This is a genomic window from Streptococcus mitis (assembly GCF_965111725.1).
Classification (GTDB): domain Bacteria; phylum Bacillota; class Bacilli; order Lactobacillales; family Streptococcaceae; genus Streptococcus; species Streptococcus mitis_DV.
Genome location: NZ_OZ217341.1, coordinates 1,953,052 through 1,978,193, shown reverse-complemented (window position 1 = coordinate 1,978,193; position 25,142 = coordinate 1,953,052). Strand labels below are relative to the sequence as shown.

The window sequence follows — 25,142 nt, the reverse complement described above, 5'->3', positions numbered from 1 at the left end:
TTAGAACTCCGTAATTTCGAAGGCGCCAGTTTCTTTTTCGTAATCTAGCAATTTGTCAGACAAGAGTTCGATATATTCGATATTGTACTCTGGGCGATTTTCTTCGACAAGTTGGCGAGCAGCGATACGGCCCTCAAGTTCTGAGCTGGCATCGATGTCTAGGTATAGTGCGCGTGTTGTTTCACGTCGTGGGCTACGTTCTTTTGTTTCTTGATAAAAAACTTTGTAAATCATATAGTTCCTTTCTATTTTACAGGTCAGCTTATTCCAAACTTTTAGCATAGATTTGCTTGATTTCATTCCATTTTGTGTCTAGATTGACCTTGATTCGTTACAATTATTTCAATTATACCACAAAATGAAAAATTAGTAAAAGACGGAAACGAGAAAGTCAGGGGACGATTTCTTTGGTAAGCGCTTGCAAAAACAAAGAAAATGTGTTATGTTGATAATGGAAGTGAAATTTATTGCTTGTCATAATTCCATATAGTTTTTAAGTCAAGGAGGTTGCCCTATGTATAACTTATTTGCTTTTGCTATCGGAGCTCGCTTGGTAGCTTTTATTGTTTTTGTTGCTTGCGTTTATGCGGGGAATCTTCTATTTGCCAAACTGGAACGACGACAAACCAAGTTCTTGTGGAAGATTAGTTTTGTGACTCTCTACTCGCTTTTTCTCCTCCTTGTAACCTATGTCGTTTGATTTGTATTTTACTTTGGATTAAATGCCTAGATGCCCTGCTTATGCTGGGGCTTTTTGTTTGGGGATGTAGAGATAGTAGATTTACGACAGGAAAATTCCACCCCATCTATCAAGATGAGGTGGTCTTTGCATTTTTCTAAAATGATATGACAATGGAATTTTCAGAGCTTATTAGTTTTATGTTAACGATTCTTCTGTTCAAAAATAGAGTTTACGCATAGAAATAAAACAATACAAACAGATAAATCGAATGGTAAAGGGATAGTAGTAATATTTAAATCATTGAGAATGCTGAGCAAACTGTAAGAGATGAAGACAATAAAATTTATCCTTCTAAAAATGTGTTTCTTATCTAGCATGACTTACCAAACTTTTTACGGAGATCCTTTCAATTTTCTTGTTCACTTTTATATTCGTAAAGTAAAAGAAAAAGTGAGCATTTTTTTGAATTTTATTTGCGAATTGTTTTTGGGCTAAGTATAGGCATTTTTGTTTGGGGGCAAAGAAAATTCCCATGTGCCAGCTTTTGTAGTATAATAGTAAGCAGACAAAAAGATAGGAATGTGTTATGAAAGTATTAGCTTTTGATACGTCCAGCAAGGCTCTTTCTCTCGCTATTTTAGAGGACAAGCAGGTTCTTGCTGAGACTACTATTAACATCAAGAAAAATCACAGTATTACCCTCATGCCTGCCATCGATTTTTTGATGGCAAGTTTGGACTGGACGCCCAAGGATTTGGACCGAATCGTGGTGGCAGAGGGGCCAGGTAGCTACACAGGCTTGCGAATCGCGGTAGCCACTGCTAAGACTTTGGCTCATACCCTGAACATTGAGTTAGTTGGTATGTCTAGCCTCTTGGCTCTGGTGCCCTACCAACAAGAAGGCTTGTTCGTTCCTTTGATGGATGCGCGTCGCAACAATGTTTATGCAGGATTTTATGAAAATGCCAAACCTGTCATGCCAGAAGCACACCTGCCCTTTGAGCGAGTGATTGAGTTGATCAAGGGGGCTAGTCAGGTAACCTTTGTCGGAGAAGTTGGCCCCTTTGTGGAGCAAATTCAAGAACACTTGCCAAGGACTAATTACAAAGAAACCTTGCCTAATGCAGCCAATCTTGCTCTTTTGGCTTGGGACAAGGAAGCAGACTCCTTGCATGATTTTGTGCCGAACTACCTCAAACGAGTCGAGGCTGAGGAAAACTGGCTCAAGAACCATACCGAGTCTGGCGAGTCTTACATTAAACGCCTATGATAGAAATCAAACGAATCCAACAACAGCCTGACTTGGCTCAAGACATCTACGCTGTCATGGCAGCTGTTTACCCAGTCAGTCCTTGGACGTTGGAACAAATCCAAGCAGACCTGTCCCAAGACCAGACTTGGTATGCTCTAGCTTATGATGGAACAGAAGTGATTGGCTTTCTAGCTGTGCAGGAGAATTTTTTTGAAGCAGAAGTCCTGCAAATCGCTGTCAAGCAAACCTATCAGGGGCAGGGGATTGCGTCAGCCTTGTTTGCTCAATTGCCGATAGACAAGGAGATTTTCCTCGAAGTCAGAAAGTCAAACCAACGAGCGCAAGCATTTTACAAGAAAGAAAAGATGGCAGTCATCGCTGAGCGAAAGGTCTACTACCATGACCCAGTCGAGGACGCCATCATCATGAAGAGAGAAATAGATGAAGGATAGATATATTTTAGCATTTGAGACATCCTGTGATGAGACCAGTGTCGCCGTCTTGAAAAACGACGATGAGCTCTTGTCCAATGTCATTGCTAGTCAAATTGAGAGTCACAAACGTTTTGGGGGCGTAGTGCCTGAAGTAGCCAGTCGTCACCATGTCGAGGTCATTACAGCCTGTATCGAGGAGGCGCTAGCAGAAGCAGGAATTACTGAAAACGACGTGACAGCTGTTGCGGTTACCTATGGACCGGGCTTGGTCGGAGCCTTACTAGTTGGTTTGTCAGCTGCTAAGGCCTTTGCTTGGGCACATAGACTTCCGCTGATTCCCGTTAACCACATGGCTGGCCACCTCATGGCAGCCCAAAGTGTAGAGCCTTTGGAGTTTCCCTTGCTAGCCCTCTTGGTTAGCGGTGGGCACACAGAGTTGGTTTATGTTTCGGAGGCTGGAGATTACAAGATTGTTGGGGAAACGCGAGATGACGCGGTTGGCGAGGCCTATGATAAGGTCGGCCGTGTCATGGGCTTGACCTATCCTGCCGGTCGTGAGATTGACGAGCTAGCTCATCAGGGACAGGATATTTATGATTTTCCTCGTGCCATGATTAAGGAAGATAATCTGGAGTTTTCATTCTCAGGTTTGAAATCGGCCTTTATCAATCTTCACCACAATGCCGAGCAAAAGGGAGAAAGCTTGTCCACAGAGGATTTGTGTGCTTCCTTCCAAGCAGCTGTCTTGGATATTCTTATGGCAAAAACTAAGAAGGCTTTGGAGAAATACCCTGTTAAAACTCTAGTTGTGGCAGGTGGGGTGGCAGCCAATAAAGGCCTCAGAGAACGCCTAGCAGCCGAGGTTACAGATGTTAAGGTCATCATTCCACCTCTGCGTCTTTGCGGAGACAATGCAGGTATGATTGCTTACGCCAGTGTTAGCGAGTGGAACAAAGAAAACTTTGCAAGCTTGGACCTCAATGCCAAACCAAGCCTCGCTTTTGATACTATAGAATAAAGAGTCAGCTTAAGGCTGGCTTTTTCAATCACCAAAGTGTCAGAATATTTTGACAAAACTATAAAAATAATGATATAATATGCAAAAGCTAGGAGGTGGTAAGATGATTGAGAGAATGGAATTGGGAGAATTTTACAAGGAATTGCGCTTGGCTAGAAAGCTCAAGCAGTCAGATGTGGCTTGTGCTGGACTAACAGCTTCTCAGCTGTCCAAGTTTGAACTAGGGCAGTCTATGCTATCTGCGGACAAGCTAATCCTAGCTATTCAAGGAATCAATATGAATTTTGATGAGTTTGGTCATAAGCTCAACAACTATCAAGAATCTCCACATATGAAGATTGGTAGGAGGGTTGTGGACCGCTTTGCTCATCAAGATATAGCAGGCTTAGAAAAACTATTAGAGGAAGTCAAGCAAGAACAGATGGCGGAGACCTATCGTCGTTTGAATGCTATTGTAATTAAAAACGCACTCCATTCCTTAGATAAAAGCTATTCGCTAGCAGAGGAGGATAGCGAGTTTTTGACTACCTACCTCTACGCTATTGAGTCTTGGACCTGGTTTGAACTCTACCTTTTTTGCAATACTATGCCCTTCTTAAGCAATCAAGATTTGATCTTTTTATCAACCTCCTTACTCGAAAAATCCAAGGAATTTAAAGAGTTAGTACACAATCGATTGTATATGAAGCAAGGATTCTTAAATATCTTATCAGAACTTATGGAGCGAAAACTTTTCTCCTACATCCCAATCTTCGAAGCCGAGTTGGAGAGCATGTTGCGTCCGTACGATGTTTTTGAGAAAGTATCGTGGCAATTTTTAAAGAAAATGAGTATTTTTCTTCAAACCAAAGGAAGCAATCAAAAAGAGATTGAACACTTTATCCAATCTCTGCAAGTATTAGAAAATTCACAATTAACAGCCCTCTTCGAATTGCGTTTTCAGCAATACAAAGAACTTATCGATTGATTAGAAACGGGAAGACGATAACCCACTCCGAAATAAGCAGGAGTATCAGTTGGATTTTTCTTTTCTTCATCATTATATCCCTCCTTGTTAGTAATAACTTTATTATACCAGTGAAATAATCAAATCCACTAAAATCGCAAATCAGAAATTTCTATAAGAAAAAATATCAAATATGCGATTTTCTCAAATACGCCAATTTTCGTGTTATAGTGTTCTTGTAAAGTACTTGAAGCAAATCCTAGGTCGCATAAGTGGTTTACAAAGAAAAATAATTGGAGGAGAAACAATGTCTGCTGTACCATATTCATTTCAAGGGCATCGTTTAGGTGGCCGTTAGTTAAATAATAGCAATCTATAGGATAGAAAAGATAAACTTTGGATTAGATATAGTGGATTGAAATCAAGATAAACATATACGACAAAAATTCTAATTAATATATATTTTGCTGCAAATGCAACGGATATTATACAAAAAATCTTAAATCTTAATAATTGTGAAGAATGATGATATTCATAATGTTTAAAAGTTAATATCTGCATGCTATTAAGATTTTAACTGAATTTTAGAAGTCGATAAGTTTTTTGTATTTTAATTTATTATATGGATAGAAATTATAAATGAGTTGTATTCGTATTTATAATTTTGGAGTTTAGGAAAATATTTTCCAAACTCCTATTTGTTGTTTATCTTTTAATAGTTTTTGATTAGGAGGATCTAAATGAGAATAAAGAGAACTCTTCAACCGTATATATTTAAAGATAAAATAAAATTTGGTTTTGGTAATGCTTCTCTTGTAAGGGAGATTGATTTTAATGAAGAGAACATCAATTTAATAAAAAAATTAGATAATGACATTGATATAAAATTGTTGTCTAATGGAGAAAAACAAGTTGTTGAGTCGATGATATCTATGGGATTAGTGACTAGTAATCAATATGATAATTCCAAATATTCCCGAAATATTAATTTCTTTGAGTGGGTTGATTTGTCAGAAAATTTAGACCCTAGTAAGTATCAGGATAGATTATTAAATTCAACAGTTTTAATTGTTGGTGTAGGGGGTATTGGATCAACAACAGTCGAAATTTTAGCTCGTCTAGGTATAGGTAATTTCATATTAGTAGATTTTGACATTGTGGAAGAGTCAAATCTTACTAGACAAACATCCTTTAAGAAATCTGATATTGGTAAGCTAAAAATAGACATAATAAAACAGCATATTCAAGAGATTTCTGATTCAAATGTGACAACTATTTATAGGAAGTTAGAGTGTCAGAATGACTTAGAAACTATTTTTAAAGATTATAATTTTGACATTGCTTTATGCTGTGCAGATACTCCTAGAATAGAGATAGACTACTGGTTTGATGATTTAGCTCATAAATATACGAGACCTATTATTGTTGGCTCATATGCATCTACGGTAATAAACTACCTACATATTATTCCGGGCAAAACTATTTCATTGAGGGAGTTTTATAGGGACTTTATGATAACAGATGATCATGTTTTGGATAGTAGAATACCGTATAGTGTTATTTCTCCAATATCATATATGGCTGCATCAATCATATCTTATAAAGTATTAGATACTTTAACAGGATTATTGAATTTAACGGATTATATTCAAATCGATTGCATGAATTTTGAGGTTTATAAGCATGATATTAAGAAAATTTAGCCAAAATTTTATAAATTTAATATTAGGTAGATCGTCTAGGAATATTGCAGATAGTTTTTACTTTATTGCTTTATCGATAGGGTTAGTAAGTGTATATCATATTGAGGCAGGACAGTTATCTCTATTTACTCTAATTGGTTTTATCCCAAATTTGCTTGCTGTTTTTTATGGAAGTTTTATAAATAAAATTCAGAGAGATAAAATTTGGCTAGTGATTTTCCAGATTCTCCAGTTTATTATAATTGTGATTACAATTCTGTGTTTAAGGTATCATTTTCGTGTTGTGTATATCTATGTATTGAATTTTTTGTTCGCATTATCAACTAATTTATTAAATACACTGCAGATGAAAATTGTTCCAGAAACTTTAAATAATGATGACATGCTAATAAAGAAATCGATAGATGTTCAATACTTGGCATCAAATGTGTTAGATATTATTAGTAATTTAACTGCATCTCTACTATTAGGGCTTCTATCTTATTTTGTTGTTTTTAATTTAAGTATTCCGTTTTTTGTGGCTGCTATTTATTTTATGATTAAAATCAGATTGCCCGGTTCCAAAAACAATACTAAAAGTGTTCGACCTGAAAAGGTAGATTTGGAAAGTAATTCTTCTTTCCAATTTTTGGAAACTGTTTCTGCTTTTCGAGAATCAAAATTTGCCTCTTTTATAGTAGTTACAGAGTCAATTTTAAGTGGGGGTACAGATCTACTTTTAACTTTAATGCCACTGTATCTTTTATCAGAAGGCATACCTATTCAATATTTGGGATTGGTACTAGGAGCTCAAAGATTTGCCGATTTGATAGGAGCAATTTTGGCTCCTAGAGTGGGAATTCCGTATAAAATGTTTTTCTTTATTGATTATACTGTATCTGGATTAGCACTCATGCTAGTATTTATTACTCCATTTCCGTTAATAAAGTTGTTGTTATTTTTTTTAGCATTTATTTTAATAGGTATATCAGGAAATATGTTTGAAAAAATGATTTACTCAGAGTATAGATACGACACTATGGGATTGATATATTCGACTAATTCAAGTTTATATGCTTTATTTGCCATTCTATTTTTGATTATTCCTCAATTTTATACAGATATAAAAATTTTGGGTATTTTAATAAATGGATTTACACTATCTATAGGAATTTATTTATTAGTTATTTGTAATTTTTTCAAAAAGAATGATACTAATTGTTAAAATTTATTTTATATGAATGTTGCATGATTATTTGAAAAGAACTTCTAAAAATTTTTAGAGGTGTCCATGAAAGAAACGAAATTTCACCTAGCAACTGGAAGTCTGTACAATATATTTCTAATTTGGAACACACTGTAAATGTTATGGTGGATGGTTGGGCTAAATATGGTCCTTGGCGTCCTAGATAAAATGAGGTAAACGATGGAAAAACAGAGTCAGTTACAAATTTTAATTCATTCCCTGTACAATAATAAAGAAATTAGCTTGACGGAAGAATTTAGGAAGCAATTGCTGGAAACAGCAAAACAGTTCTCTAGTACTAGTGAAGATTTGCTAGCTGTACGTCTCTCATTTGCCGTCTCTAAAGAATTATTGGGCTTTAAAGGTGAACCACCGACAGAGTTATTGGATTTGGCAAAATTTGTCCAAAAGAAAGAAGCTAAATATAAGCAGGGAGTAGTGTGGTCTGGTATTTTTAAAATATGATTCATTATAAAATACGGCATGAGCATCGCATAATGGATGAATCTGAATATGAGCAAGACTTGGATTTCAATGCCAAACCAAGTCTTGTTTTTGATACTATAGAATAAAATGGAGTCTGTCTGATTACAATCAGCAGACTTTTTTCTCTTTCCTGAATATGTTATAATAGTCCATGCTGTGGCTGGAGCCTTTTCAGCCCATTTATTAAGACAATATGAGGAGAAAGATGAAAGAAAAAGGATTTTGGGAGGGGGCGCAGGCAGCTATGCCAACGGCACTTGGTTATGTCAGTATCGGCCTGGCCTGTGGGATTATTGGTGCGCCCTATGTGACACCTGTGGAGATGGGCTTGATGAGCCTCTTTGTTTATGCTGGGAGTGCCCAGTTTGCCATGCTGGCACTGATTGCGGTTCAAGCACCTGTAGCAGCTATTGCGATGACGGTCTTTTTGATCAATTTGCGTCTCTTTTTGTTGAGTTTGCATGCGTCGACCTATTTTCGTCATACTAGTCTCTGGCACAATATCGGTATGTCTAGCATCTTGACAGATGAGACTTATGGCGTTTTGATGGGCGAGTTAGCCCATACAGACAAGGTCAATCCTATGTGGATGCACGGAAACAACCTCAATAGCTATGTGGCTTGGTTTGTGGGAACAGTGGTTGGAACGGCTCTGGGTGGTCTGCTGCCAAATCCAGAAATCTTTGGCTTGGATTTTGCCCTGGTTGGGATGTTCATTGGGATTTTTGCTTCGCAATTCCAGATTATGCAAAGACGGATTCCTGTCCGCAATCTGCTTATTATTCTAGCAGTTGTTGCGGTGTCCTTCTTTTTGCTCTTGACAGTGGTGTCTCAGTCACTAGCTGTTCTGTTTGCGACGCTACTTGGTTGTACAATGGGGGTGGTTTTAGATGGTCAGTAAGTATCTTTTATTAGCAGTTCTCTTCTCTGGCTTGGTGACCTGGATTCCCCGTATGATTCCCTTCATCTTGGTCAAGTATAAGGGTTTGCCTGCAATCGTTGAGCGTTTTTTGAAGTTCTTGCCCGTTTCTATTATCTTTGCCTTGATTCTTTCAAGCGTAGTGACAGGCAAGGTTGGCAGCCTTCCTCAAATCAAATGGCTGGACTTCTTAGCAGTATTTCCGACGGCTTGGATAGCCTTTCGCTACCGTAATCTAGTCGGAACGGTTCTCTTCGGAGTAGTCTTGATTGCCATCTTGCGTTTGGTCTTTTAATACTCTTCGAAAATCTCTTCAAACCACGTCAGCGTCGCCTTACCGTAGGTATATGTAACTGACTTCGTCAGTCTTATCTCCAACCTCAAAACAGTGTTTTGAGCAACCTGCGGCTAGCTTCCTAGTTTGCTCTTTGATTTTCATTGAGTATAAATCAGCCATAAAGAAAACCTATCACAGAGATAGATATCATATAATGGCGTAAATGGTCTTTTTCTGTTAAGATTATAAGGTATTCTATTTTGGAGGAAATGACATGAAAAAAATCGTTAAATACTCATCTCTTGCGGCCCTTGCGCTTGTTGCTGCAGGCATTCTAGCAGCTTGCTCAGGTGGTGCTAAGAAAGAAGGAGAAGCAGCTAGCAAGAAAGAAATCATCGTTGCAACCAATGGTTCGCCAAAACCATTTATCTATGAAGAAAATGGCGAATTGACTGGTTACGAGATTGAAGTCGTTCGCGCTATCTTTAAAGATTCTGACAAATATGATGTCAAGTTTGAAAAGACAGAATGGTCAGGTGTCTTTGCTGGTCTTGACGCTGACCGTTACAATATGGCTGTCAACAATCTTAGCTACACTAAAGAACGTGCGGAGAAATACCTTTATGCCGCACCAATTGCCCAAAACCCTAATGTCCTTGTAGTGAAGAAAGACGACTCTAGCATCAAGTCTCTCGCTGATATCGGTGGAAAATCGACGGAAGTCGTTCAAGCCACTACATCAGCTAAGCAGTTAGAAGCATACAACGCTGAACACCCGGACAACCCAACTATCCTTAACTATACTAAGGCAGACTTCCAACAAATCATGGTACGTTTGAGCGATGGCCAATTTGACTACAAGATTTTTGATAAAATCGGTGTTGAAACAGTGATCAAGAACCAAGGTTTGGATAACTTGAAAGTCATTGAACTTCCAAGCGACCAACAACCGTACGTTTACCCACTTCTTGCTCAAGGTCAAGATGAGTTGAAATCATTTGTAGACAAACGCATTAAAGAACTCTACAAAGATGGCACTCTTGAAAAATTGTCTAAACAATTCTTCGGAGATACTTATCTACCAGCAGAGGCTGATATTAAATAATTTCTTGAAATCATCCATTCTGATGAAGATGGGTGATTTCTCAGTTTTTAGGGATATAGTTTTAAACTATATATCTGATTATCTAATAACAATTTGTGCAATTGAAGAAAGTATGAGATACTAATACGGTATTATTTTTAAGGAGAAAGAATCATGAAAATCAAAAAATGGCTTGGCCTAGCAGCCCTTGCTACAGTCGCAGGTTTGGCTCTTGCAGCTTGCGGAAGCTCAGAAAAGAAAGCAGATAATGCAACAACTATTAAAATCGCAACGGTTAACCGTAGCGGTTCTGAAGAAGCTCGTTGGGATAAAGTTCAAGAATTGGTTAAAAAAGACGGTATCACTTTGGAATTTACAGAGTTCACAGACTACTCACAACCAAACAAGGCAACTGCTGATGGTGAAGTAGACTTGAACGCTTTCCAACACTATAACTTCTTGAACAACTGGAACAAAGAAAACGGAAAAGACCTTGTAGCGATTGCTGATACTTACATCTCTCCAATCCGCCTTTACTCAGGTTTGAAGGGAAGTGACAACAAGTACACTAAAGTAGAAGATATCCCAGCAAACGGAGAAATCGCTGTACCGAACGATGCTACAAACGAAAGCCGTGCGCTTTACTTGCTTCAATCAGCTGGCTTGATTAAATTGGACGTTTCAGGAACTGCTCTTGCAACAGTTGCTAACATCAAAGAAAATCCAAAGAACTTGAAAATCACTGAATTGGACGCTAGCCAAACAGCTCGTTCATTGTCATCAGTTGACGCTGCCGTTGTAAACAATACCTTCGTTACAGAAGCAAAATTGGACTACAAGAAAGCACTTTTCAAAGAACAAGCTGATGAAAATTCAAAACAATGGTACAACATCATCGTTGCGAAAAAAGATTGGGAAACATCACCAAAAGCTGATGCTATCAAGAAAGTGATCGCAGCTTACCATACAGATGAAGTGAAAAAAGTTATCGAAGAAACATCAGACGGTTTGGATCAACCAGTTTGGTAATAAGAAACAGGGAGGTGGGAGAGAGAATTCCACCTCTTGCTTTTGTATAGAGCATGGATTGTAAAGAAGACTATAGTTTCATAGAAAGGTAGAGAGAATATGGTTTTTCCTAGTGAACAAGAACAGATTGAAAAATTTGAAAAGGATCATGTAGCCCAGCATTATTTTGAGGTTTTGCGTACCTTGATTTCTAAGAAGTCGGTCTTTGCCCAGCAGGTTGGACTTAAGGAAGTCGCAAACTATCTGGGTGAGATTTTCAAGCGTGTGGGGGCTGAAGTGGAGATTGATGAGACTTACACGGCGCCTTTTGTCATGGCGCATTTCAAGAGTTCACGTCCAGATGCCAAGACCCTGATTTTCTATAACCACTATGACACTGTGCCAGCGGACGGGGATCAGGTCTGGACAGAGGATCCCTTTACGCTTTCGGTGCGCAATGGTTTCATGTATGGACGTGGGGTTGATGACGACAAGGGTCATATCACAGCTCGTTTGAGTGCTTTGAGAAAATACATGCAGCACCACGATGACCTGCCTGTCAATATCAGTTTTATCATGGAGGGAGCGGAGGAATCGGCTTCGACAGACCTGGATAAGTATTTGGAAAAGCATGCGGATAAACTCCGTGGGGCGGATTTGTTGGTCTGGGAACAAGGAACCAAAAATGCCTTGGAACAGCTAGAAATTTCTGGTGGAAATAAGGGGATTGTGACCTTTGATGCCAAGGTAAAAAGTGCTGATGTCGATATCCACTCGAGTTATGGTGGGATTGTGGAATCAGCTCCCTGGTATCTCCTCCAAGCCCTACAGTCTCTTCGTGCCGCAGATGGACGTATCTTGGTTGAAGGCTTGTACGAAGAGGTGCAAGAGCCAAATGAACGAGAAATGGCCTTGCTAGAAACTTATGGTCAACGAAACCCAGAGGAAGTTAGTCGGATCTATGGCTTGGAGTTGCCTCTCTTACAGGAGGAGCGGATGGCCTTTCTAAAACGTTTCTTTTTCGAGCCAGCGCTTAATATCGAAGGAATCCAGTCTGGTTATCAAGGGCAAGGGGTTAAGACTATTTTGCCTGCAGAAGCCAGTGCCAAGCTAGAGGTTCGTCTGGTTCCGGGCTTAGAACCGCATGATGTTCTGGAAAAAATTCGGAAACAGCTAGACAAAAATGGCTTTGATAAGGTAGAATTATACTATACCTTGGGAGAGATGAGCTATCGAAGCGATATGAGCGCACCAGCCATTCTCAATGTAATCGAGTTGGCCAAGAAATTCTATCCACAGGGCGTTTCAGTCTTGCCGACGACAGCGGGGACAGGGCCTATGCATACGGTCTTTGATGCCCTAGAGGTGCCAATGGTGGCCTTCGGTCTAGGAAATGCCAATAGCCGAGACCACGGTGGAGATGAGAACGTGCGAATCGCCGATTACTACACCCATATTGAATTAGTAGAGGAGCTGATTAGAAGCTATGAGTAGAGATATTATCAAGTTAGATCAGATCGATGTGACTTTTCATCAAAAGAAGAGAACTATCACAGCGGTCAAGGATGTGACCATTCACATCCAAGAAGGGGATATCTACGGAATCGTTGGATATTCTGGAGCAGGGAAATCAACCCTTGTACGGGTGATTAACCTCTTGCAAAAACCATCTGCAGGGAAAATTACCATTGATGACGATGTGATTTTTGATGGCAAGGTGACCTTGACGGCCGAGCAGTTGCGTCGTAAACGTCAGGATATTGGAATGATTTTCCAGCATTTTAACCTGATGAGTCAAAAGACGGCAGAGGAGAATGTAGCCTTTGCCCTTAAGCACTCTGGACTCAGCAAGGAAGAAAAGAAGGCTAAAGTAGCCAAGTTGTTGGACTTGGTTGGCTTGGCAGACCGTGCTGAAAACTATCCTTCACAACTATCTGGAGGGCAAAAACAGCGTGTGGCCATTGCGCGTGCCTTGGCAAATGACCCAAAAATCTTGATTTCAGACGAGTCAACTTCTGCCCTTGATCCGAAGACAACCAAGCAGATTTTGGCCTTGTTGCAAGATTTGAACCAGAAATTAGGCTTGACGGTTGTCTTGATTACGCATGAAATGCAGATTGTCAAAGACATTGCCAACCGTGTAGCAGTTATGCAGGACGGGCATTTGATTGAAGAGGGTAGTGTGCTTGAAATCTTCTCAGACCCTAAACAACCTTTGACTCAAGACTTTATCTCAACAGCCACAGGTATTGACGAAGCCATGGTCAAAATCGAGAAGCAAGAAATCGTGGAACACTTGTCTGAAAATAGCATTTTGGTACAGCTCAAGTATGCAGGTGCTTCAACAGACGAGCCACTTTTGAATGAATTGTACAAGCATTACCAAGTAACGGCCAATATCCTTTACGGAAATATTGAAATTCTTGACGGCACTCCTGTTGGTGAGCTTGTGGTTGTCTTGTCAGGGGAAAAAGAAGCCTTGGCAGGTGCCCAAGAAGCCATTCGTCAAGCAGGCGTACAGCTAAAAGTATTGAAGGGAGGACAGTAAGATGGAATCATTGATTCAAACCTATTTGCCAAATGTCTATAAGATGGGCTGGGCTGGTCAAGCAGGCTGGGGAACAGCCATCTACCTAACCCTTTATATGACAGTTCTTTCCTTCATCATCGGAGGTTTCTTGGGGCTAGTGGCAGGTCTCTTTCTCGTCTTGACAGCGCCAGGTGGTGTCTTGGAAAATAAAGTCGTTTTCTGGATTTTGGATAAGATTACTTCCATTTTCCGTGCGGTACCATTTATCATTCTCTTGGCAGTCTTGTCACCCTTCTCTCATCTAATCGTAGGAACAAGCATTGGTCCAAATGCAGCTATCGTACCCCTATCTTTTGCGGTCTTTGCCTTCTTTGCCCGTCAGGTGCAGGTTGTCTTGGCTGAGCTAGATGGCGGTGTCATTGAGGCGGCTCAAGCGAGCGGAGCGACTTTCTGGGACATTGTGGGTGTTTACCTATCAGAAGGTCTTCCAGATTTGATTCGTGTGACGACTGTGACCTTGATCTCCCTTGTTGGGGAAACAGCTATGGCTGGTGCGGTTGGTGCTGGTGGTATCGGTAACGTAGCCATCGCTTATGGATTTAATCGCTACAATCACGATGTGACCATCTTGGCAACCATCATTATCATTTTGATTATCTTTGCAATCCAATTTTTGGGAGATTTCTTGACCAAAAAATTGAGCCATAAATAAAAAAGAGCCGCCTGGCTCTTTTTTAGTAATCAGATTTTCTGTGCAAATTTTTTACTCAAGGCTTGTCCAATCAAGGCACCCACTAGGGCTCCGATGACAATACTTGCGATAAATAGAAGGATGGTTCCAGGGTTTGGCGCGACCATGATACGGTCGATATATTCTTGGGATTTTCCTCTTGCTAGAAGGGTTGCCATATAGGCTTTGGGGGCAATCCACATAAGTAAGATTGGTCCTGATGTGCTAAAGGCAAAGAGAATGAAAGAAAGGAAGTTCTTAGTTTGGTCCTTGTAGTTTCCTAAATGAGCTACTCCATCTGCTAGGAGGCCACAGATAATTCCAGGAAGGAAGGCACCAGCACCGTGTTTAGTTCCTAAGAAAAAGAGGGCGATGACAAGGCCGATAGTGGTAATGGCTCCAAATCGCGGAACTTTTGCGACTAGGATCATATAGACGCTGCCGCCTACAAGGCCAGTAAAGGCAGGCGCATAAAACATGTTTCCAGTTTGGTCAAAGAGATTGCCCAAAAGGACACCAATCCCCATGCAGAGGAAGTAAAGAACTGCAAAAAGCAGTGTAGTTAAGATAGATTTTTTCATGAATTGTCTCCTGATAATTTTTTCACAATTCTCATTTTACCATGGTTTGGTGGGATTGTAAATGGACACTAGAAGTTTTTGAAAACGCTTGAAATATGATATAATGGTTTCATAGTTATTTTTAGGAGGGTATCATGGGGAGATTTTTAGACTTTGTCTTTAATCGTTTCTTTTTAGGGATGATTGCGACAGCCTTCTTTTGGCTATTAACTTTAGCAGGAGGGATTATCCTTGGTCTAGCGCCGGCTAGTGCCACCTTGATGAGCTTGTATGCAGAACATGGTTATAGCTTTCGGGAATACAGTTTGAAGGAGGCGTGGTCTCTTTATAAGCAAAATTTTGTCTCAAGCAACCTGATTTTCTATAGCTTTTTAGGGTTGGATTTAGTTTTGGTCTATGGTTTGTATCTCTTGGTACAATTGCCTCATCAGACCATCGTTCATTTGATTGCGACCTTTTTGAATGTCCTAGTAGTTGCCCTGCTCTTTTTAGCCTATACAGTATCTTTGAAATTACAAGTTTATTTTGACTTGTCTTATCGAAATAGTCTCAAACTATCCTTGATTGGCATCTTTATGAGTCTAGCAGCTGTGGCCAAGGTTTTCCTTGGGACAGTGTTACTTGTGGCAATTGGTTACTATATGCCTGCTCTTCTTTTCTTTGTAGGAATTGGGATGTGGCATTTCTTTATCAGTGATATGTTGGAACCGGTCTATGAAAGTATCCATGAAAAATTGGCGACAAAGTAGGATGAAGCAGTTTTGGCTACATACGCTTCTGCGAACATACAGTTCAGTTATGATCATTATTATTGCGAGTTTTGCAATCTTACTCTCCTATGCTGACTGGGATTCACGGGAAAAGGAAGCCCAGAGAGTAGCCCAGCGTGTAACTGCTAGAACAGTGAGTGAAATTGAATATTACCATAGAGAGTCAACCCAGATAGCTCAGGCTTTAGTTGAAAATCAAGCTCGTATTGAGGGAATCTATAAATACTTTAGCCTTAGCATGCCAGACTATTTTTACTGGCAATTAGAGCGGAAAGCTTCGCCTTATATATCAGTCTCTCTGCATGAAAATGTTGATGACCTCTATGTTCGAAATGATTTTGTAACTGGAGTGGCCATTGCTTTTCAAGATTACAAGGAAGTCTATGTTTCTACTAAAGACAAACGTAGCGGAGAAAAAATCAGGGCTGAGGATTTCAAACCAGCAGGAAATAGTTTTGCCATTCCGGTGTCAGATCCAGTGTCAGATCAAGACTTAGGAGTGATTTACATCTCCTTGGATCCTGCTGTTTTATACCATGCTATTGATAATACTAGAGGTCATACTCCGATGGCAGTAACAGTGACCTCACCTTTTGATACGGAGATTTTTCATATTGGTGAAACAGTTGATAAGGAGAGTGAAAATTGGCTAGTTGGCTTAACTTCTCATGGTTATCAGGTTCAGGTGGCAGTTCCAAAAAACTTTGTTTTACAAGGAACAGTGACTAGCTCTGCTTTGATTGTGAGCTTGAGCCTTCTCTTTATTGTCATTCTTTATCTGACTTTGAGGCAGACTTTTGCTAATTACCAAAAGCAGGTAGTGGATTTAGTAGAATCCATTCAAGTCATTGCTCAAGGCGAAGAGGGGCGTCGGATTGACATTTCCGAAAAAGATCAGGAATTACTCCTAATCGCGGAGACGACCAATGATATGTTGGATCGATTGGAAAAGAATATCCATGATATTTACCAGTTAGAGCTTAGTCAAAAAGATGCCAATATGCGAGCCCTGCAGGCGCAAATCAACCCTCATTTTATGTATAATACGCTGGAGTTCTTGCGTATGTACGCAGTCATGCAGAGTCAAGATGAGTTAGCAGATATCATTTATGAATTCAGTAGTCTCTTGCGTAACAATATTTCTGACGAAAGAGAAACTCTTCTCAAACAGGAATTAGAATTTTGCCGTAAATACAGCTATCTCTGCATGGTTCGCTATCCCAAGTCCATTGCCTATGGTTTCAAGATAGACCCAGAGTTAGAGAATATGAAGATTCCTAAGTTCACCTTGCAACCGCTGGTAGAAAACTATTTCGCGCATGGTGTTGACCATAGACGGACAGATAATGTGATTAGTATCAAGGCTCTTAAACAGGATGGTTTTGTGGAAATTTTAGTGGTAGATAATGGTCGTGGGATGTCTGCTGAAAAGCTGGAAAGTATTCGAGAAAAATTAAGTCAGAGACATTTTGAACACCAAGCCAGCTACAGTGATCAAAAGCAGTCTATCGGGATTGTCAATGTCCATGAGCGTTTTGTGCTCTATTTTGGGGATCGCTATGCCATTACTATAGAGTCTGCGGAGCAAGCAGGTGTTCAGTATCGTATTACAATTCAAGATGAGTAGAAAGGGAGAAAATGTATAAAGTATTATTAGTAGATGATGAGTACATGGTGACAGAAGGTCTGAAACGTTTGATTCCCTTTGATAAGTGGGATATGGAGGTCGTCGCAACAGCCAGTCATGCCGATGAAGCCCTAGAATATGTTCAGAACAATCCCGTTGATGTCATCATTTCAGATGTCAATATGCCCGACAAAACAGGGCTTGATATGATTCGGGAGATGAAAGAAATCTTACCAGATGCAGCCTATATCCTGCTTTCAGGTTATCAGGAGTTTGATTATGTAAAAAGAGCAATGAACCTTAGTGTGGTGGACTATTTGGTCAAGCCTGTTGATAAGGTAGAGTTAGGAAATCTGCTGGAGAAGATTGCAGGTCAGCTTGGAGAGAGAAGAAAGAAAAGTCAGACCCTCAGTCAAGATTTAGATGAGGCTGGATTTGTCAGTTATTTAGGAGGTAAGGAGAATTGGTGGATAGGCCTATCCAAGGAAAAACAAGGCTCCTTCACCATTCCCTACTATGTCTTGGGTCAAGACTGGCAGATTTTCATTTCTGATCAACCCCTAGATGGTTTAGTCGTTACTCTCTTTGAAGCTCCTTATCAAGAACACTTTGAACGCTGGAAGCTGAATGCTGAGAAAGCCCTCTTTTACGGCTCTGTAAATCTACAACAGTCTCAGAGTCTCTTTGCCTACTACGAACCGATTTATAGAGTTATCATTCAGGGGAATCTCAATCAAATCGTGGAAGAGTTGAATCTTTTGGAGAAGGTGGTTCTTGAAAATACACCCCGTGTTCCGATTACCAAACAGCTTTTTATCCAGTTTGTCATGGATGTCTTTCACTTGTTTGAACATCTCAAAGCTGATGATATGACGGATATTGTCAAAACCATTCATGCTATTCAATCCTTCGATGAATTGGTTTCTTATATCAAGGAAACTCTGACCAGCTTTTTCGGTCAATACCGTATGAATGAAAATGTGGTCAGTGTGTTGGAAGTCATTGGTCGTGATTACCAAAAAGAGCTTTCCCTCAAGGATATCAGTAAGGCCCTCTTTATCAATCCTGTCTATCTAGGGCAGTTGATTAAGCGAGAAACCGATTCGACCTTCGCAGAATTACTAAACAAACAACGCATTAAGGCTGCCCAGCAGCTCTTGCTTTCAACCAGTGATAGTATCGAAGATATTTGTTATGCTGTTGGTTACAGTAACCTTGGATATTTCTATAAAGTTTTCCGAAAATTGTGCGGAAAATCGCCAAAAGCCTACCGAAAACAGGTAGAAACGATACTGTAAGATTTGTATTCCTTTACAAAATGTGCTATAATATGAATAATATTATTAGGAGGTTCTATCATGAAAAAGAAACCGATTTATCTATGGGTCTTGCTAATCTTGTCTGCTCTTATTTCAGCAATGTCTCTGTTTGGAATGTTGAGTCCCTTACCTAGCAAAGAAGCTCTTCGTGCCGCTCAGAAACAAGTTGCAGGGGTCAGTGCTCAGCAATTAGAAGACCAGCTTAATTACAACTATGGAGTAGCAGAAGCGTATCATTCTATTTTTAATATGGCCTTGATTGTGCTATCTGCTATTTTAGTGGTCGTAGCGATTGTCTTCCTTATTCGTAAGAATTTGCAATATGCAAACTATACTTACGTTGGCTATGTTTTGTTAGCTATTATCGGTTCGATTTATGGCTATGTTGGTTTACAGGACGCTGTGCAGTTGGTTCAAGATGAAAGCATGCGTTTGACGATGAGTATTGGTTCAAAAGCTGTCAGCATTTTCTATATCGTCATCAATGTTCTCTTCCTAGCCCTTGTCTTCTATAAGATGTGGCGACAACAGAAAGCCTTGGCAGAAGAAGAGGAAGCAGAAAATCTTGCCTAAGTATTGACAAAAAAGAACTATCAAGATACAATCTTGGTAGTTCTTTTTCGATTAAAAATAAAATCATGGAGGTACATATGAAGACAATTTCTTTAGTTTATATTAGTTTGAGTGGCAACACTGAAAGTTTTGTGACGCGCTTGAAAGACTATCTCTTGTCCCAGTACAAAGGGATTGAGGTTCAAAAGATTCATATCAAGGATTTGGTCAAGGAAGGTCACGATTTCTATGAAATGGACCATCCCTATGTCGCTTTTTTGCCGACCTATCTCGAAGGTGGGAATGGCGTTGATAACGGAGATGTCGAGATCTTGACGACACCCGTTGGGGATTTTATCGCCTATGGTGACAATGCTAGTAAGTGTTTTGGCGTAGTTGGTTCAGGAAATCGTAACTTTAATAACCAATACTGCCTGACAGCCAAGCAATACAGTCAACGTTTTGGTTTCCCTGTCTTGGCTGACTTTGAAATGCGAGGCATGCTGGAAGATATCAAACATGTCGCAGCTATTATCGCAGATTTGTATGAGTTGGAAAAGGAGAATTAAAGTCAATATAAGAGGCGCTTGGGATTTTTCAACTGTTTTTTTAGTATAAACAGTCTTTGAGAATGTAAAAAAAGCATAAGTTCAGGTATTTAAAACCTTGTTCTTATGCTTTTTATGATAGAAATATTTGCTGCATTTTCTCTTGAAATGAAACCTTATACTCAATGAAAATCAAAGAGCAAACTAGGAAACTAGCCGCAGGCTGTACTTGAGTACGGCAAGGCGACGTTGACGTGGTTTGAAGAGATTTGCGAAGAGTATTATCTTCATCTCGCGCTTGTCAGTTAACCTGCTTTTCCGATTGCGAGTGCGTAGATAAAGAAGATGGCGAAGCCAAAGAGGAAAATCAATCCTGCAATGGCAAGGTGTTTGAGCCAAGAAGGAAGATTTTTGTTTTCACGCGTTACCAAGGCGTAGTTTAAAAGAGCGAAGAATGGTGTTGTCAGGAAAGAACCAATCATAGCAAAGCGGAGCATGGTTGAAACCTGACCAGCGAAGAACTTGATAATGACGATACCGATGATAGCAGTGATGGTCATCCAGATGTTCAAAGATTTACTACTGTCTTCTTTTTGACTGATTAGCAGTCGGAGAGATTCCTGATTGACGCGAGAATAGCCATCAATAACAGTGATAACTGTTCCAAAGATACACAGGAAGGCAATAAAGGTAATCAAGTAACGAGACCATTCGCCAAGAACAGAGGCATACATGCCCACGAATTGAGAGATGTATTTGGCCGAAGCAGCTTCAACCGCCTGCCCTGTAGGATACTGGATCAGTGCTCCCAGTGCCACAAAGAAGACGGCTAGGATAGCTGTTCCAATATAACCAGTGTTAAAGTCAAACAGAGCGTCTTCTGTGTTAAAGTTGACGGTCTTTCTCTTTTCAGCTGACCAAAGTGAATTGATAGCTGAAATTTCAATAGGAGCCGGCATCCATCCTAGGAGGGAGACGATGAAGGGCAGAGCTGCCATTTGCCAAGGTGTCTTCTCGACAAAATCAGAACTGTATTCTGGATGCTTGACCGCTGCGATGATAACTGCAAGAACAGTCGCAATGGTTAAGGCAGACATAATCCATTTGACCATACCATCTAAGAGTTTGTAGCCTCCAAAGAGTAGCATAGCCCAAATGACTGCAACGAGAATGAGGGACCACTGAGTGATGCTAAGACCGATCATTGGGAAGGCGCTGGCGATGATAGCTGAGCACAGAATGGCGACACCAGCTGTGTTGACCATAGCCGAAAAAACATTGAGGATAAAGAAAATCCAGAGATAGAGTTTTCCTTTTTCGGCATAACCTTCAACCAAAGTCTTTCCAGTATCAGCTGTGTATTCAGCACCAAAACGGAAAAATGGATATTTAAAGACATTGGCTAAGATGACCAAGAGAAGTAGAGACCAACCGTAAGAACCGCCAGCTTGAGTGGAGGATACAATGTGGGAACCTCCAACAGCGGCAGTTGCCATTAGGATTCCAGGGCCCATTGCTTTTAGTTTACTTGTCCAGGTTGATTGATTTAAGGAAATAGCTTGCGACATGATAGATGCTCCTTTTTGAATTTTCAGAATAATCTGGATATGTAATCTATATTCTACAAAAAACTTTGGGAAAATGCAAGAATATTTTGAAAAAAGATAGAAAATTACAGAAAATTTACAAAGAAGATCTGAAAACAACTGCTATGATAGCAAGGTACAGCAGGGTAAAGCAAAACCGAGAAGTTTCTTTCTCGGATTTGCTTATTATGAGTTTCTTACTTTCTATGCTCTAAGAGTTGATTGATGTGATCTACTTTTTTAGCCTCTCTTTTATAGAGAATAGCCCAGATAATGAGATAGACAATCGCAAACTCGATAATGAGTTGGAGATAGAAGATCCAGTGGAAGGGGAACCAACCTGCTAGGGTTGCTAGTGGGACAAAGCCAGCCAGCATAAGGAAGAAATGGGAAAGCGTCGCACGAAGCATGCTCCAGTCACGGCTGAATAATCGTTTACCAAAGTTGAAGAGAATACCGATGGCTGCCCAGATAAGAGTGCAGTAGAGCAAGACCAGGGCACCGTGAACCTGATACTGAGCCATCACTTGGCCGATGAGAGAGTAGGGATTCAGTGGGGCATAAGTACTCGGTGCATAAATGAGTGAAAAGATGATAGAGAGGATGAGGCCGATAAGAACACCAGCGGCTGCGTCGTGGAAGATTTGTTTTTTCATAGTTCTAATTTCTCCTTGATGGTTTTTAGGTAACGGCGTGAAGAGTAGGTGAAGCTTTCGTTTTTCAAGAAAATTTCTACTAGGCCGTTGGGGGTAAGCTTGAGATGAGAGATGAAATCGATATTGATGATTTCTGATTGGGAAATTTGGATAAAATTGGTTGGCAGAATTTCAAGAACCTGATAGAGTCGTAAATCAATGCTGTAGGTCTGACTCGCGGTTTCTGCTAGAACCTTCCGATTCTCGATATAGAAGCGTTGTATCTTACCAATCTCAACGAGATAGACCTGATTATCAATCTTTCCTTTGATTGTTTCTTTTTGGTCAAGATTTTCTGCGAACTCGATGACTTTCTGGACTTTTTCGGTCTCTTGAGGTGCTTGGACAATCAATTTTTCCTCCTCGTAAGTCTCACTAATCTGTAGTTCTACTTTCATAAATTTCTCTCCTTGTTTTTCATACAAAATTGTGATCACTTCTTGTACACCTTTATTAAACACTATTTTATAGCCTATGGCAAGGGACTTTGTCTATGTGGAGGAATTTGGCTCCTATGTGGCGCTTGCTTTTCTGTCCTTTCTGAAATATGGTATAATAGCACTATCAATTTCTAGGAAAACAGATACAGAAAGGGGCTGAAAGATGTCTCATATTATTGAATTGCCAGAGGTGCTGGCAAACCAGATCGCGGCAGGAGAGGTCATTGAACGTCCTGCCAGTGTGGTCAAAGAGTTAGTAGAAAATGCCATTGACGCTGGCTCTAGCCAGATTATCATTGAGATTGAGGAAGCTGGTCTCAAGAAAATTCAAATCACAGATAATGGTCACGGAATTGCCCACGATGAGGTGGAATTGGCCCTACGTCGCCATGCGACCAGTAAGATAAAAAATCAGGCAGATCTCTTTCGAATTCGGACGCTTGGTTTTCGTGGTGAAGCCCTGCCCTCTATCGCGTCTGTCAGTGTACTGACTCTGTTGACGGCGGTGGATGGTGCAAGTCATGGAACCAAGCTCGTCGCGCGTGGGGGAGAAGTAGAAGAAATCATCCCAGCGACTAGTCCTGTGGGAACCAAGGTTTGTGTGGAGGACCTCTTTTTCAACACGCCTGCCCGCCTCAAGTATATGAAGAGCCAGCAAGCGGAGTTGTCTCATATCATTGATATTGTCAATCGTCTGGGCTTGGCCCATCCTGAAATTTCGTTTAGTTTGATTAGTGATGGCAAGGAGATGACGCGGACAGCTGGGACTGGTCAACTGCGCCAAGCTATCGCAGGGATTTACGGTTTGGCCAGTGCCAAGAAGATGATTGAAATTGAGAATTCTGACCTTGATTTCGAAATTTCTGGCTTTGTATCCTTGCCTGAGTTAACTAGAGCCAACCGCAATTATATCAGTCTCTTCATCAATGGCCGTTATATCAAGAACTTTTTACTCAATCGTGCTATTCTTGACGGTTATGGCAGTAAGCTCATGGTGGGGCGTTTTCCACTGGCTGTCATTCATATCCATATTGACCCTTATCTAGCGGATGTCAATGTGCATCCAACCAAGCAAGAGGTGCGGATTTCCAAGGAAAAAGAACTGATGGCGCTGGTTTCAGAAGCTATTGCAAATAGTCTCAAGGAGCAAACCTTGATACCAGATGCCTTGGAGAATCTTGCCAAATCGACTGTGCGCAATCGTGAGAAGGTGGAGCAAACTATTCTACCACTCAAAGAAAATACGCTCTACTATGAGAAAACAGAGCCGACAAGACCCAGTCAAGCTGAGGTGGCTGATTATCAGGTAGAATTGACTGAGGAAGGACAGGATTTGACTTTATTTGCCAAGGAAACCTTGGATCAGCTGACCAAGCCAGCTAAACTGCATTTTGCAGAGAGAAAGCCTGCTAATTATGACCAACTAGACCATCCAGAGCTAGATTTAGCCAGTCTGGATAAGGCCTATGACAAGCTGGAGCGAGAAGAATCATCAAGCTTCCCAGAGTTGGAATTTTTCGGGCAAATGCATGGAACCTATCTCTTTGCCCAAGGGCGAGATGGACTCTACATCATAGACCAGCATGCGGCTCAGGAACGGGTCAAGTACGAGGAGTACCGTGAAAGTATTGGGAATGTTGACCAGAGCCAGCAGCAACTCCTAGTACCTTACATCTTTGAATTTCCTGCAGATGATGCCCTTCGTCTCAGGGAGAGAATGCCTCTCTTAGAGGAAGTGGGCGTCTTTCTAGCAGAGTACGGAGAAAATCAATTTATCCTGCGTGAACATCCTATTTGGATGGCAGAAGAAGAGATTGAATCAGGCATCTATGAGATGTGCGACATGCTCCTTTTGACCAAGGAAGTTTCTATCAAGAAATACCGAGCAGAACTGGCTATCATGATGTCTTGCAAGCGATCTATCAAGGCCAATCATCGTATTGATGATCATTCAGCTAGACAACTCCTCTATCAGCTTTCTCAATGTGACAATCCCTATAACTGTCCTCACGGAAGGCCTGTTTTGGTGCATTTTACCAAGTCGGATATGGAAAAGATGTTCCGACGTATTCAGGAAAATCACACCAGTCTCCGTGAGTTGGGGAAATATTAAACTAAAAGGAAAACTATGTACGAATATTTAAAAGGAATCATTACCAAAATCACTGCTAAATACATTGTTCTTGAAACCAATGGTATTGGTTATATCCTGCATGTGGCCAATCCTTATGCCTATTCAGGTCAGGTTAATCAGGAGGCTCAAATTTATGTGCATCAGGTCGTGCGTGAGGACGCCCATCTACTTTATGGATTTCGCTCAGAAGATGAGAAAAAGCTCTTTCTCAGTCTGATTTCGGTATCTGGAATTGGCCCTGTATCAGCTCTCGCTATTATCGCTGCTGATGACAATGCTGGCTTGGTTCAAGCCATCGAAACCAAGAATATCACCTACTTGACCAAGTTCCCAAAAATTGGCAAGAAAACAGCCCAGCAGATGGTGCTGGACTTGGAAGGCAAGGTAGTAGTTGCAGGAGATGATCTTCCTGCCAAGGTGACAGTGCAAGCAAGCGCTGAAAACCAAGAACTGGAAGAAGCTATGGAAGCCATGTTGGCTCTGGGCTACAAGGAGACCGAACTCAAGAAAATCAAGAAATTCTTTGAAGGAACGGCAGATACAGCTGAGAACTATATCAAGTCGGCCCTTAAAATGTTGGTCAAATAGGAGCAGAG

At 40.6% G+C, this 25,142-nt stretch carries 27 protein-coding genes; 22 read left to right on the top strand and 5 right to left on the bottom strand.

Annotated elements, in window-relative coordinates:
• Positions 1 to 234 (bottom strand): DNA-dependent RNA polymerase subunit epsilon, encoded by a 234-nt coding sequence (locus ACLV7Q_RS09610; protein ID WP_000639572.1) that lies wholly within the window; start codon positions 232 to 234, stop codon positions 1 to 3.
• 280 nt (positions 235 to 514) lie between these two features.
• On the opposite strand from ACLV7Q_RS09610, the gene ACLV7Q_RS09605 reads away from it, so the two are divergent.
• The 15 genes from ACLV7Q_RS09605 to ACLV7Q_RS09535 all read left to right on the top strand — a co-directional run bounded on the left by ACLV7Q_RS09605 (position 515) and on the right by ACLV7Q_RS09535 (position 14,276).
• Complete coding sequence (locus ACLV7Q_RS09605) at positions 515 to 700, top strand: hypothetical protein (protein WP_218757260.1); 186 nt, start codon at positions 515 to 517, stop codon at positions 698 to 700.
• A 568-nt stretch (positions 701 to 1,268) separates the two neighbouring features.
• Entirely contained in the window at positions 1,269 to 1,952 is a 684-nt protein-coding gene (gene tsaB, locus ACLV7Q_RS09600; protein ID WP_000865697.1) for a tRNA (adenosine(37)-N6)-threonylcarbamoyltransferase complex dimerization subunit type 1 TsaB, read from the top strand.
• Positions 1,949 to 2,386: a ribosomal protein S18-alanine N-acetyltransferase gene (gene rimI, locus ACLV7Q_RS09595; protein WP_218757261.1), complete on the top strand. Its 438-nt coding sequence runs from the start codon at positions 1,949 to 1,951 to the stop codon at positions 2,384 to 2,386. The genes tsaB and rimI overlap by 4 nt, the downstream gene beginning before the upstream one ends.
• The gene (gene tsaD, locus ACLV7Q_RS09590; protein WP_218757262.1) at positions 2,376 to 3,386 is read left to right on the top strand and encodes a tRNA (adenosine(37)-N6)-threonylcarbamoyltransferase complex transferase subunit TsaD; all 1,011 of its coding nucleotides are present in this window, start codon (positions 2,376 to 2,378) and stop codon (positions 3,384 to 3,386) included. Before rimI ends, tsaD begins: the two co-directional genes overlap by 11 nt.
• A gap of 103 nt (positions 3,387 to 3,489) precedes the next feature.
• On the top strand, positions 3,490 to 4,353 hold the full coding sequence (locus ACLV7Q_RS09585) for an XRE/MutR family transcriptional regulator (protein WP_218757263.1): 864 nt from the start codon (positions 3,490 to 3,492) through the stop codon (positions 4,351 to 4,353).
• Between the two features lie 719 nt (positions 4,354 to 5,072).
• A complete protein-coding gene (locus ACLV7Q_RS09580) occupies positions 5,073 to 6,035 on the top strand; it encodes a HesA/MoeB/ThiF family protein (protein WP_050271616.1) in 963 nt (320 codons plus the stop codon).
• Positions 6,016 to 7,239: a hypothetical protein gene (locus ACLV7Q_RS09575; protein WP_000603362.1), complete on the top strand. Its 1,224-nt coding sequence runs from the start codon at positions 6,016 to 6,018 to the stop codon at positions 7,237 to 7,239. Before ACLV7Q_RS09580 ends, ACLV7Q_RS09575 begins: the two co-directional genes overlap by 20 nt.
• Before the next feature lie 201 nt (positions 7,240 to 7,440).
• Positions 7,441 to 7,725, top strand: a complete 285-nt coding sequence (locus ACLV7Q_RS09570) for a hypothetical protein (RefSeq protein WP_000415011.1) — start codon at positions 7,441 to 7,443, stop codon at positions 7,723 to 7,725.
• A 226-nt stretch (positions 7,726 to 7,951) separates the two neighbouring features.
• Positions 7,952 to 8,647, top strand: coding sequence for an AzlC family ABC transporter permease (locus tag ACLV7Q_RS09565; protein WP_000659737.1), 696 nt, complete (start codon positions 7,952 to 7,954; stop codon positions 8,645 to 8,647).
• Entirely contained in the window at positions 8,637 to 8,960 is a 324-nt protein-coding gene (locus ACLV7Q_RS09560) for an AzlD domain-containing protein (RefSeq protein ID WP_016397237.1), read from the top strand. Before ACLV7Q_RS09565 ends, ACLV7Q_RS09560 begins: the two co-directional genes overlap by 11 nt.
• Before the next feature lie 256 nt (positions 8,961 to 9,216).
• Positions 9,217 to 10,047, top strand: a complete 831-nt coding sequence (locus ACLV7Q_RS09555; RefSeq protein WP_218757264.1) for an amino acid ABC transporter substrate-binding protein — start codon at positions 9,217 to 9,219, stop codon at positions 10,045 to 10,047.
• 153 nt (positions 10,048 to 10,200) lie between these two features.
• Positions 10,201 to 11,055, top strand: coding sequence for a MetQ/NlpA family ABC transporter substrate-binding protein (locus ACLV7Q_RS09550; protein WP_218757265.1), 855 nt, complete (start codon positions 10,201 to 10,203; stop codon positions 11,053 to 11,055).
• A 99-nt stretch (positions 11,056 to 11,154) separates the two neighbouring features.
• Positions 11,155 to 12,528 (top strand): M20 family metallopeptidase, encoded by a 1,374-nt coding sequence (locus ACLV7Q_RS09545; RefSeq protein ID WP_061665022.1) that lies wholly within the window; start codon positions 11,155 to 11,157, stop codon positions 12,526 to 12,528.
• The gene (locus ACLV7Q_RS09540) at positions 12,521 to 13,582 is read left to right on the top strand and encodes a methionine ABC transporter ATP-binding protein (protein ID WP_218757266.1); all 1,062 of its coding nucleotides are present in this window, start codon (positions 12,521 to 12,523) and stop codon (positions 13,580 to 13,582) included. Before ACLV7Q_RS09545 ends, ACLV7Q_RS09540 begins: the two co-directional genes overlap by 8 nt.
• A 1-nt stretch (position 13,583) precedes the next feature.
• Entirely contained in the window at positions 13,584 to 14,276 is a 693-nt protein-coding gene (locus ACLV7Q_RS09535) for a methionine ABC transporter permease (RefSeq protein ID WP_000444647.1), read from the top strand.
• Positions 14,277 to 14,305: 29 nt separating this feature from the next.
• Here ACLV7Q_RS09535 and ACLV7Q_RS09530 read toward each other — a convergent pair whose 3' ends face one another.
• Positions 14,306 to 14,875: an MptD family putative ECF transporter S component gene (locus tag ACLV7Q_RS09530; RefSeq protein WP_218757267.1), complete on the bottom strand. Its 570-nt coding sequence runs from the start codon at positions 14,873 to 14,875 to the stop codon at positions 14,306 to 14,308.
• A gap of 134 nt (positions 14,876 to 15,009) precedes the next feature.
• Between ACLV7Q_RS09530 and ACLV7Q_RS09525 the strand changes: the two genes are divergently transcribed.
• From ACLV7Q_RS09525 to nrdI, 5 genes are all read left to right on the top strand, one after another.
• Complete coding sequence (locus tag ACLV7Q_RS09525; RefSeq protein ID WP_218757268.1) at positions 15,010 to 15,624, top strand: YesL family protein; 615 nt, start codon at positions 15,010 to 15,012, stop codon at positions 15,622 to 15,624.
• The gene (locus tag ACLV7Q_RS09520; RefSeq protein ID WP_411865205.1) at positions 15,602 to 17,272 is read left to right on the top strand and encodes a sensor histidine kinase; all 1,671 of its coding nucleotides are present in this window, start codon (positions 15,602 to 15,604) and stop codon (positions 17,270 to 17,272) included. The genes ACLV7Q_RS09525 and ACLV7Q_RS09520 overlap by 23 nt, the downstream gene beginning before the upstream one ends.
• Before the next feature lie 11 nt (positions 17,273 to 17,283).
• On the top strand, positions 17,284 to 18,570 hold the full coding sequence (locus ACLV7Q_RS09515) for a response regulator transcription factor (RefSeq protein WP_218757269.1): 1,287 nt from the start codon (positions 17,284 to 17,286) through the stop codon (positions 18,568 to 18,570).
• 60 nt (positions 18,571 to 18,630) lie between these two features.
• Positions 18,631 to 19,164 (top strand): hypothetical protein, encoded by a 534-nt coding sequence (locus ACLV7Q_RS09510; RefSeq protein WP_000729015.1) that lies wholly within the window; start codon positions 18,631 to 18,633, stop codon positions 19,162 to 19,164.
• Between the two features lie 77 nt (positions 19,165 to 19,241).
• Entirely contained in the window at positions 19,242 to 19,712 is a 471-nt protein-coding gene (nrdI, locus tag ACLV7Q_RS09505; RefSeq protein WP_054367909.1) for a class Ib ribonucleoside-diphosphate reductase assembly flavoprotein NrdI, read from the top strand.
• A 284-nt stretch (positions 19,713 to 19,996) separates the two neighbouring features.
• Here nrdI and ACLV7Q_RS09500 read toward each other — a convergent pair whose 3' ends face one another.
• The 3 genes from ACLV7Q_RS09500 to ACLV7Q_RS09490 all read right to left on the bottom strand — a co-directional run bounded on the left by ACLV7Q_RS09500 (position 19,997) and on the right by ACLV7Q_RS09490 (position 22,370).
• Positions 19,997 to 21,259 (bottom strand): NRAMP family divalent metal transporter, encoded by a 1,263-nt coding sequence (locus tag ACLV7Q_RS09500; protein WP_218757270.1) that lies wholly within the window; start codon positions 21,257 to 21,259, stop codon positions 19,997 to 19,999.
• A 215-nt stretch (positions 21,260 to 21,474) separates the two neighbouring features.
• Positions 21,475 to 21,933 carry a DUF3021 domain-containing protein gene (locus ACLV7Q_RS09495; RefSeq protein ID WP_218757271.1) on the bottom strand — a complete coding sequence of 153 codons (459 nt, stop codon included), beginning with the start codon at positions 21,931 to 21,933 and terminating at the stop codon, positions 21,475 to 21,477.
• Positions 21,930 to 22,370 (bottom strand): LytTR family DNA-binding domain-containing protein, encoded by a 441-nt coding sequence (locus ACLV7Q_RS09490; RefSeq protein WP_218757272.1) that lies wholly within the window; start codon positions 22,368 to 22,370, stop codon positions 21,930 to 21,932. The genes ACLV7Q_RS09495 and ACLV7Q_RS09490 overlap by 4 nt, the downstream gene beginning before the upstream one ends.
• 205 nt (positions 22,371 to 22,575) lie before the next feature.
• On the opposite strand from ACLV7Q_RS09490, the gene mutL reads away from it, so the two are divergent.
• Positions 22,576 to 24,525, top strand: a complete 1,950-nt coding sequence (gene mutL, locus ACLV7Q_RS09485; RefSeq protein WP_218757273.1) for a DNA mismatch repair endonuclease MutL — start codon at positions 22,576 to 22,578, stop codon at positions 24,523 to 24,525.
• A gap of 15 nt (positions 24,526 to 24,540) precedes the next feature.
• Positions 24,541 to 25,134, top strand: a complete 594-nt coding sequence (gene ruvA / locus ACLV7Q_RS09480; RefSeq protein ID WP_173253826.1) for a Holliday junction branch migration protein RuvA — start codon at positions 24,541 to 24,543, stop codon at positions 25,132 to 25,134.
• Positions 25,135 to 25,142 lie beyond the last annotated feature (8 nt).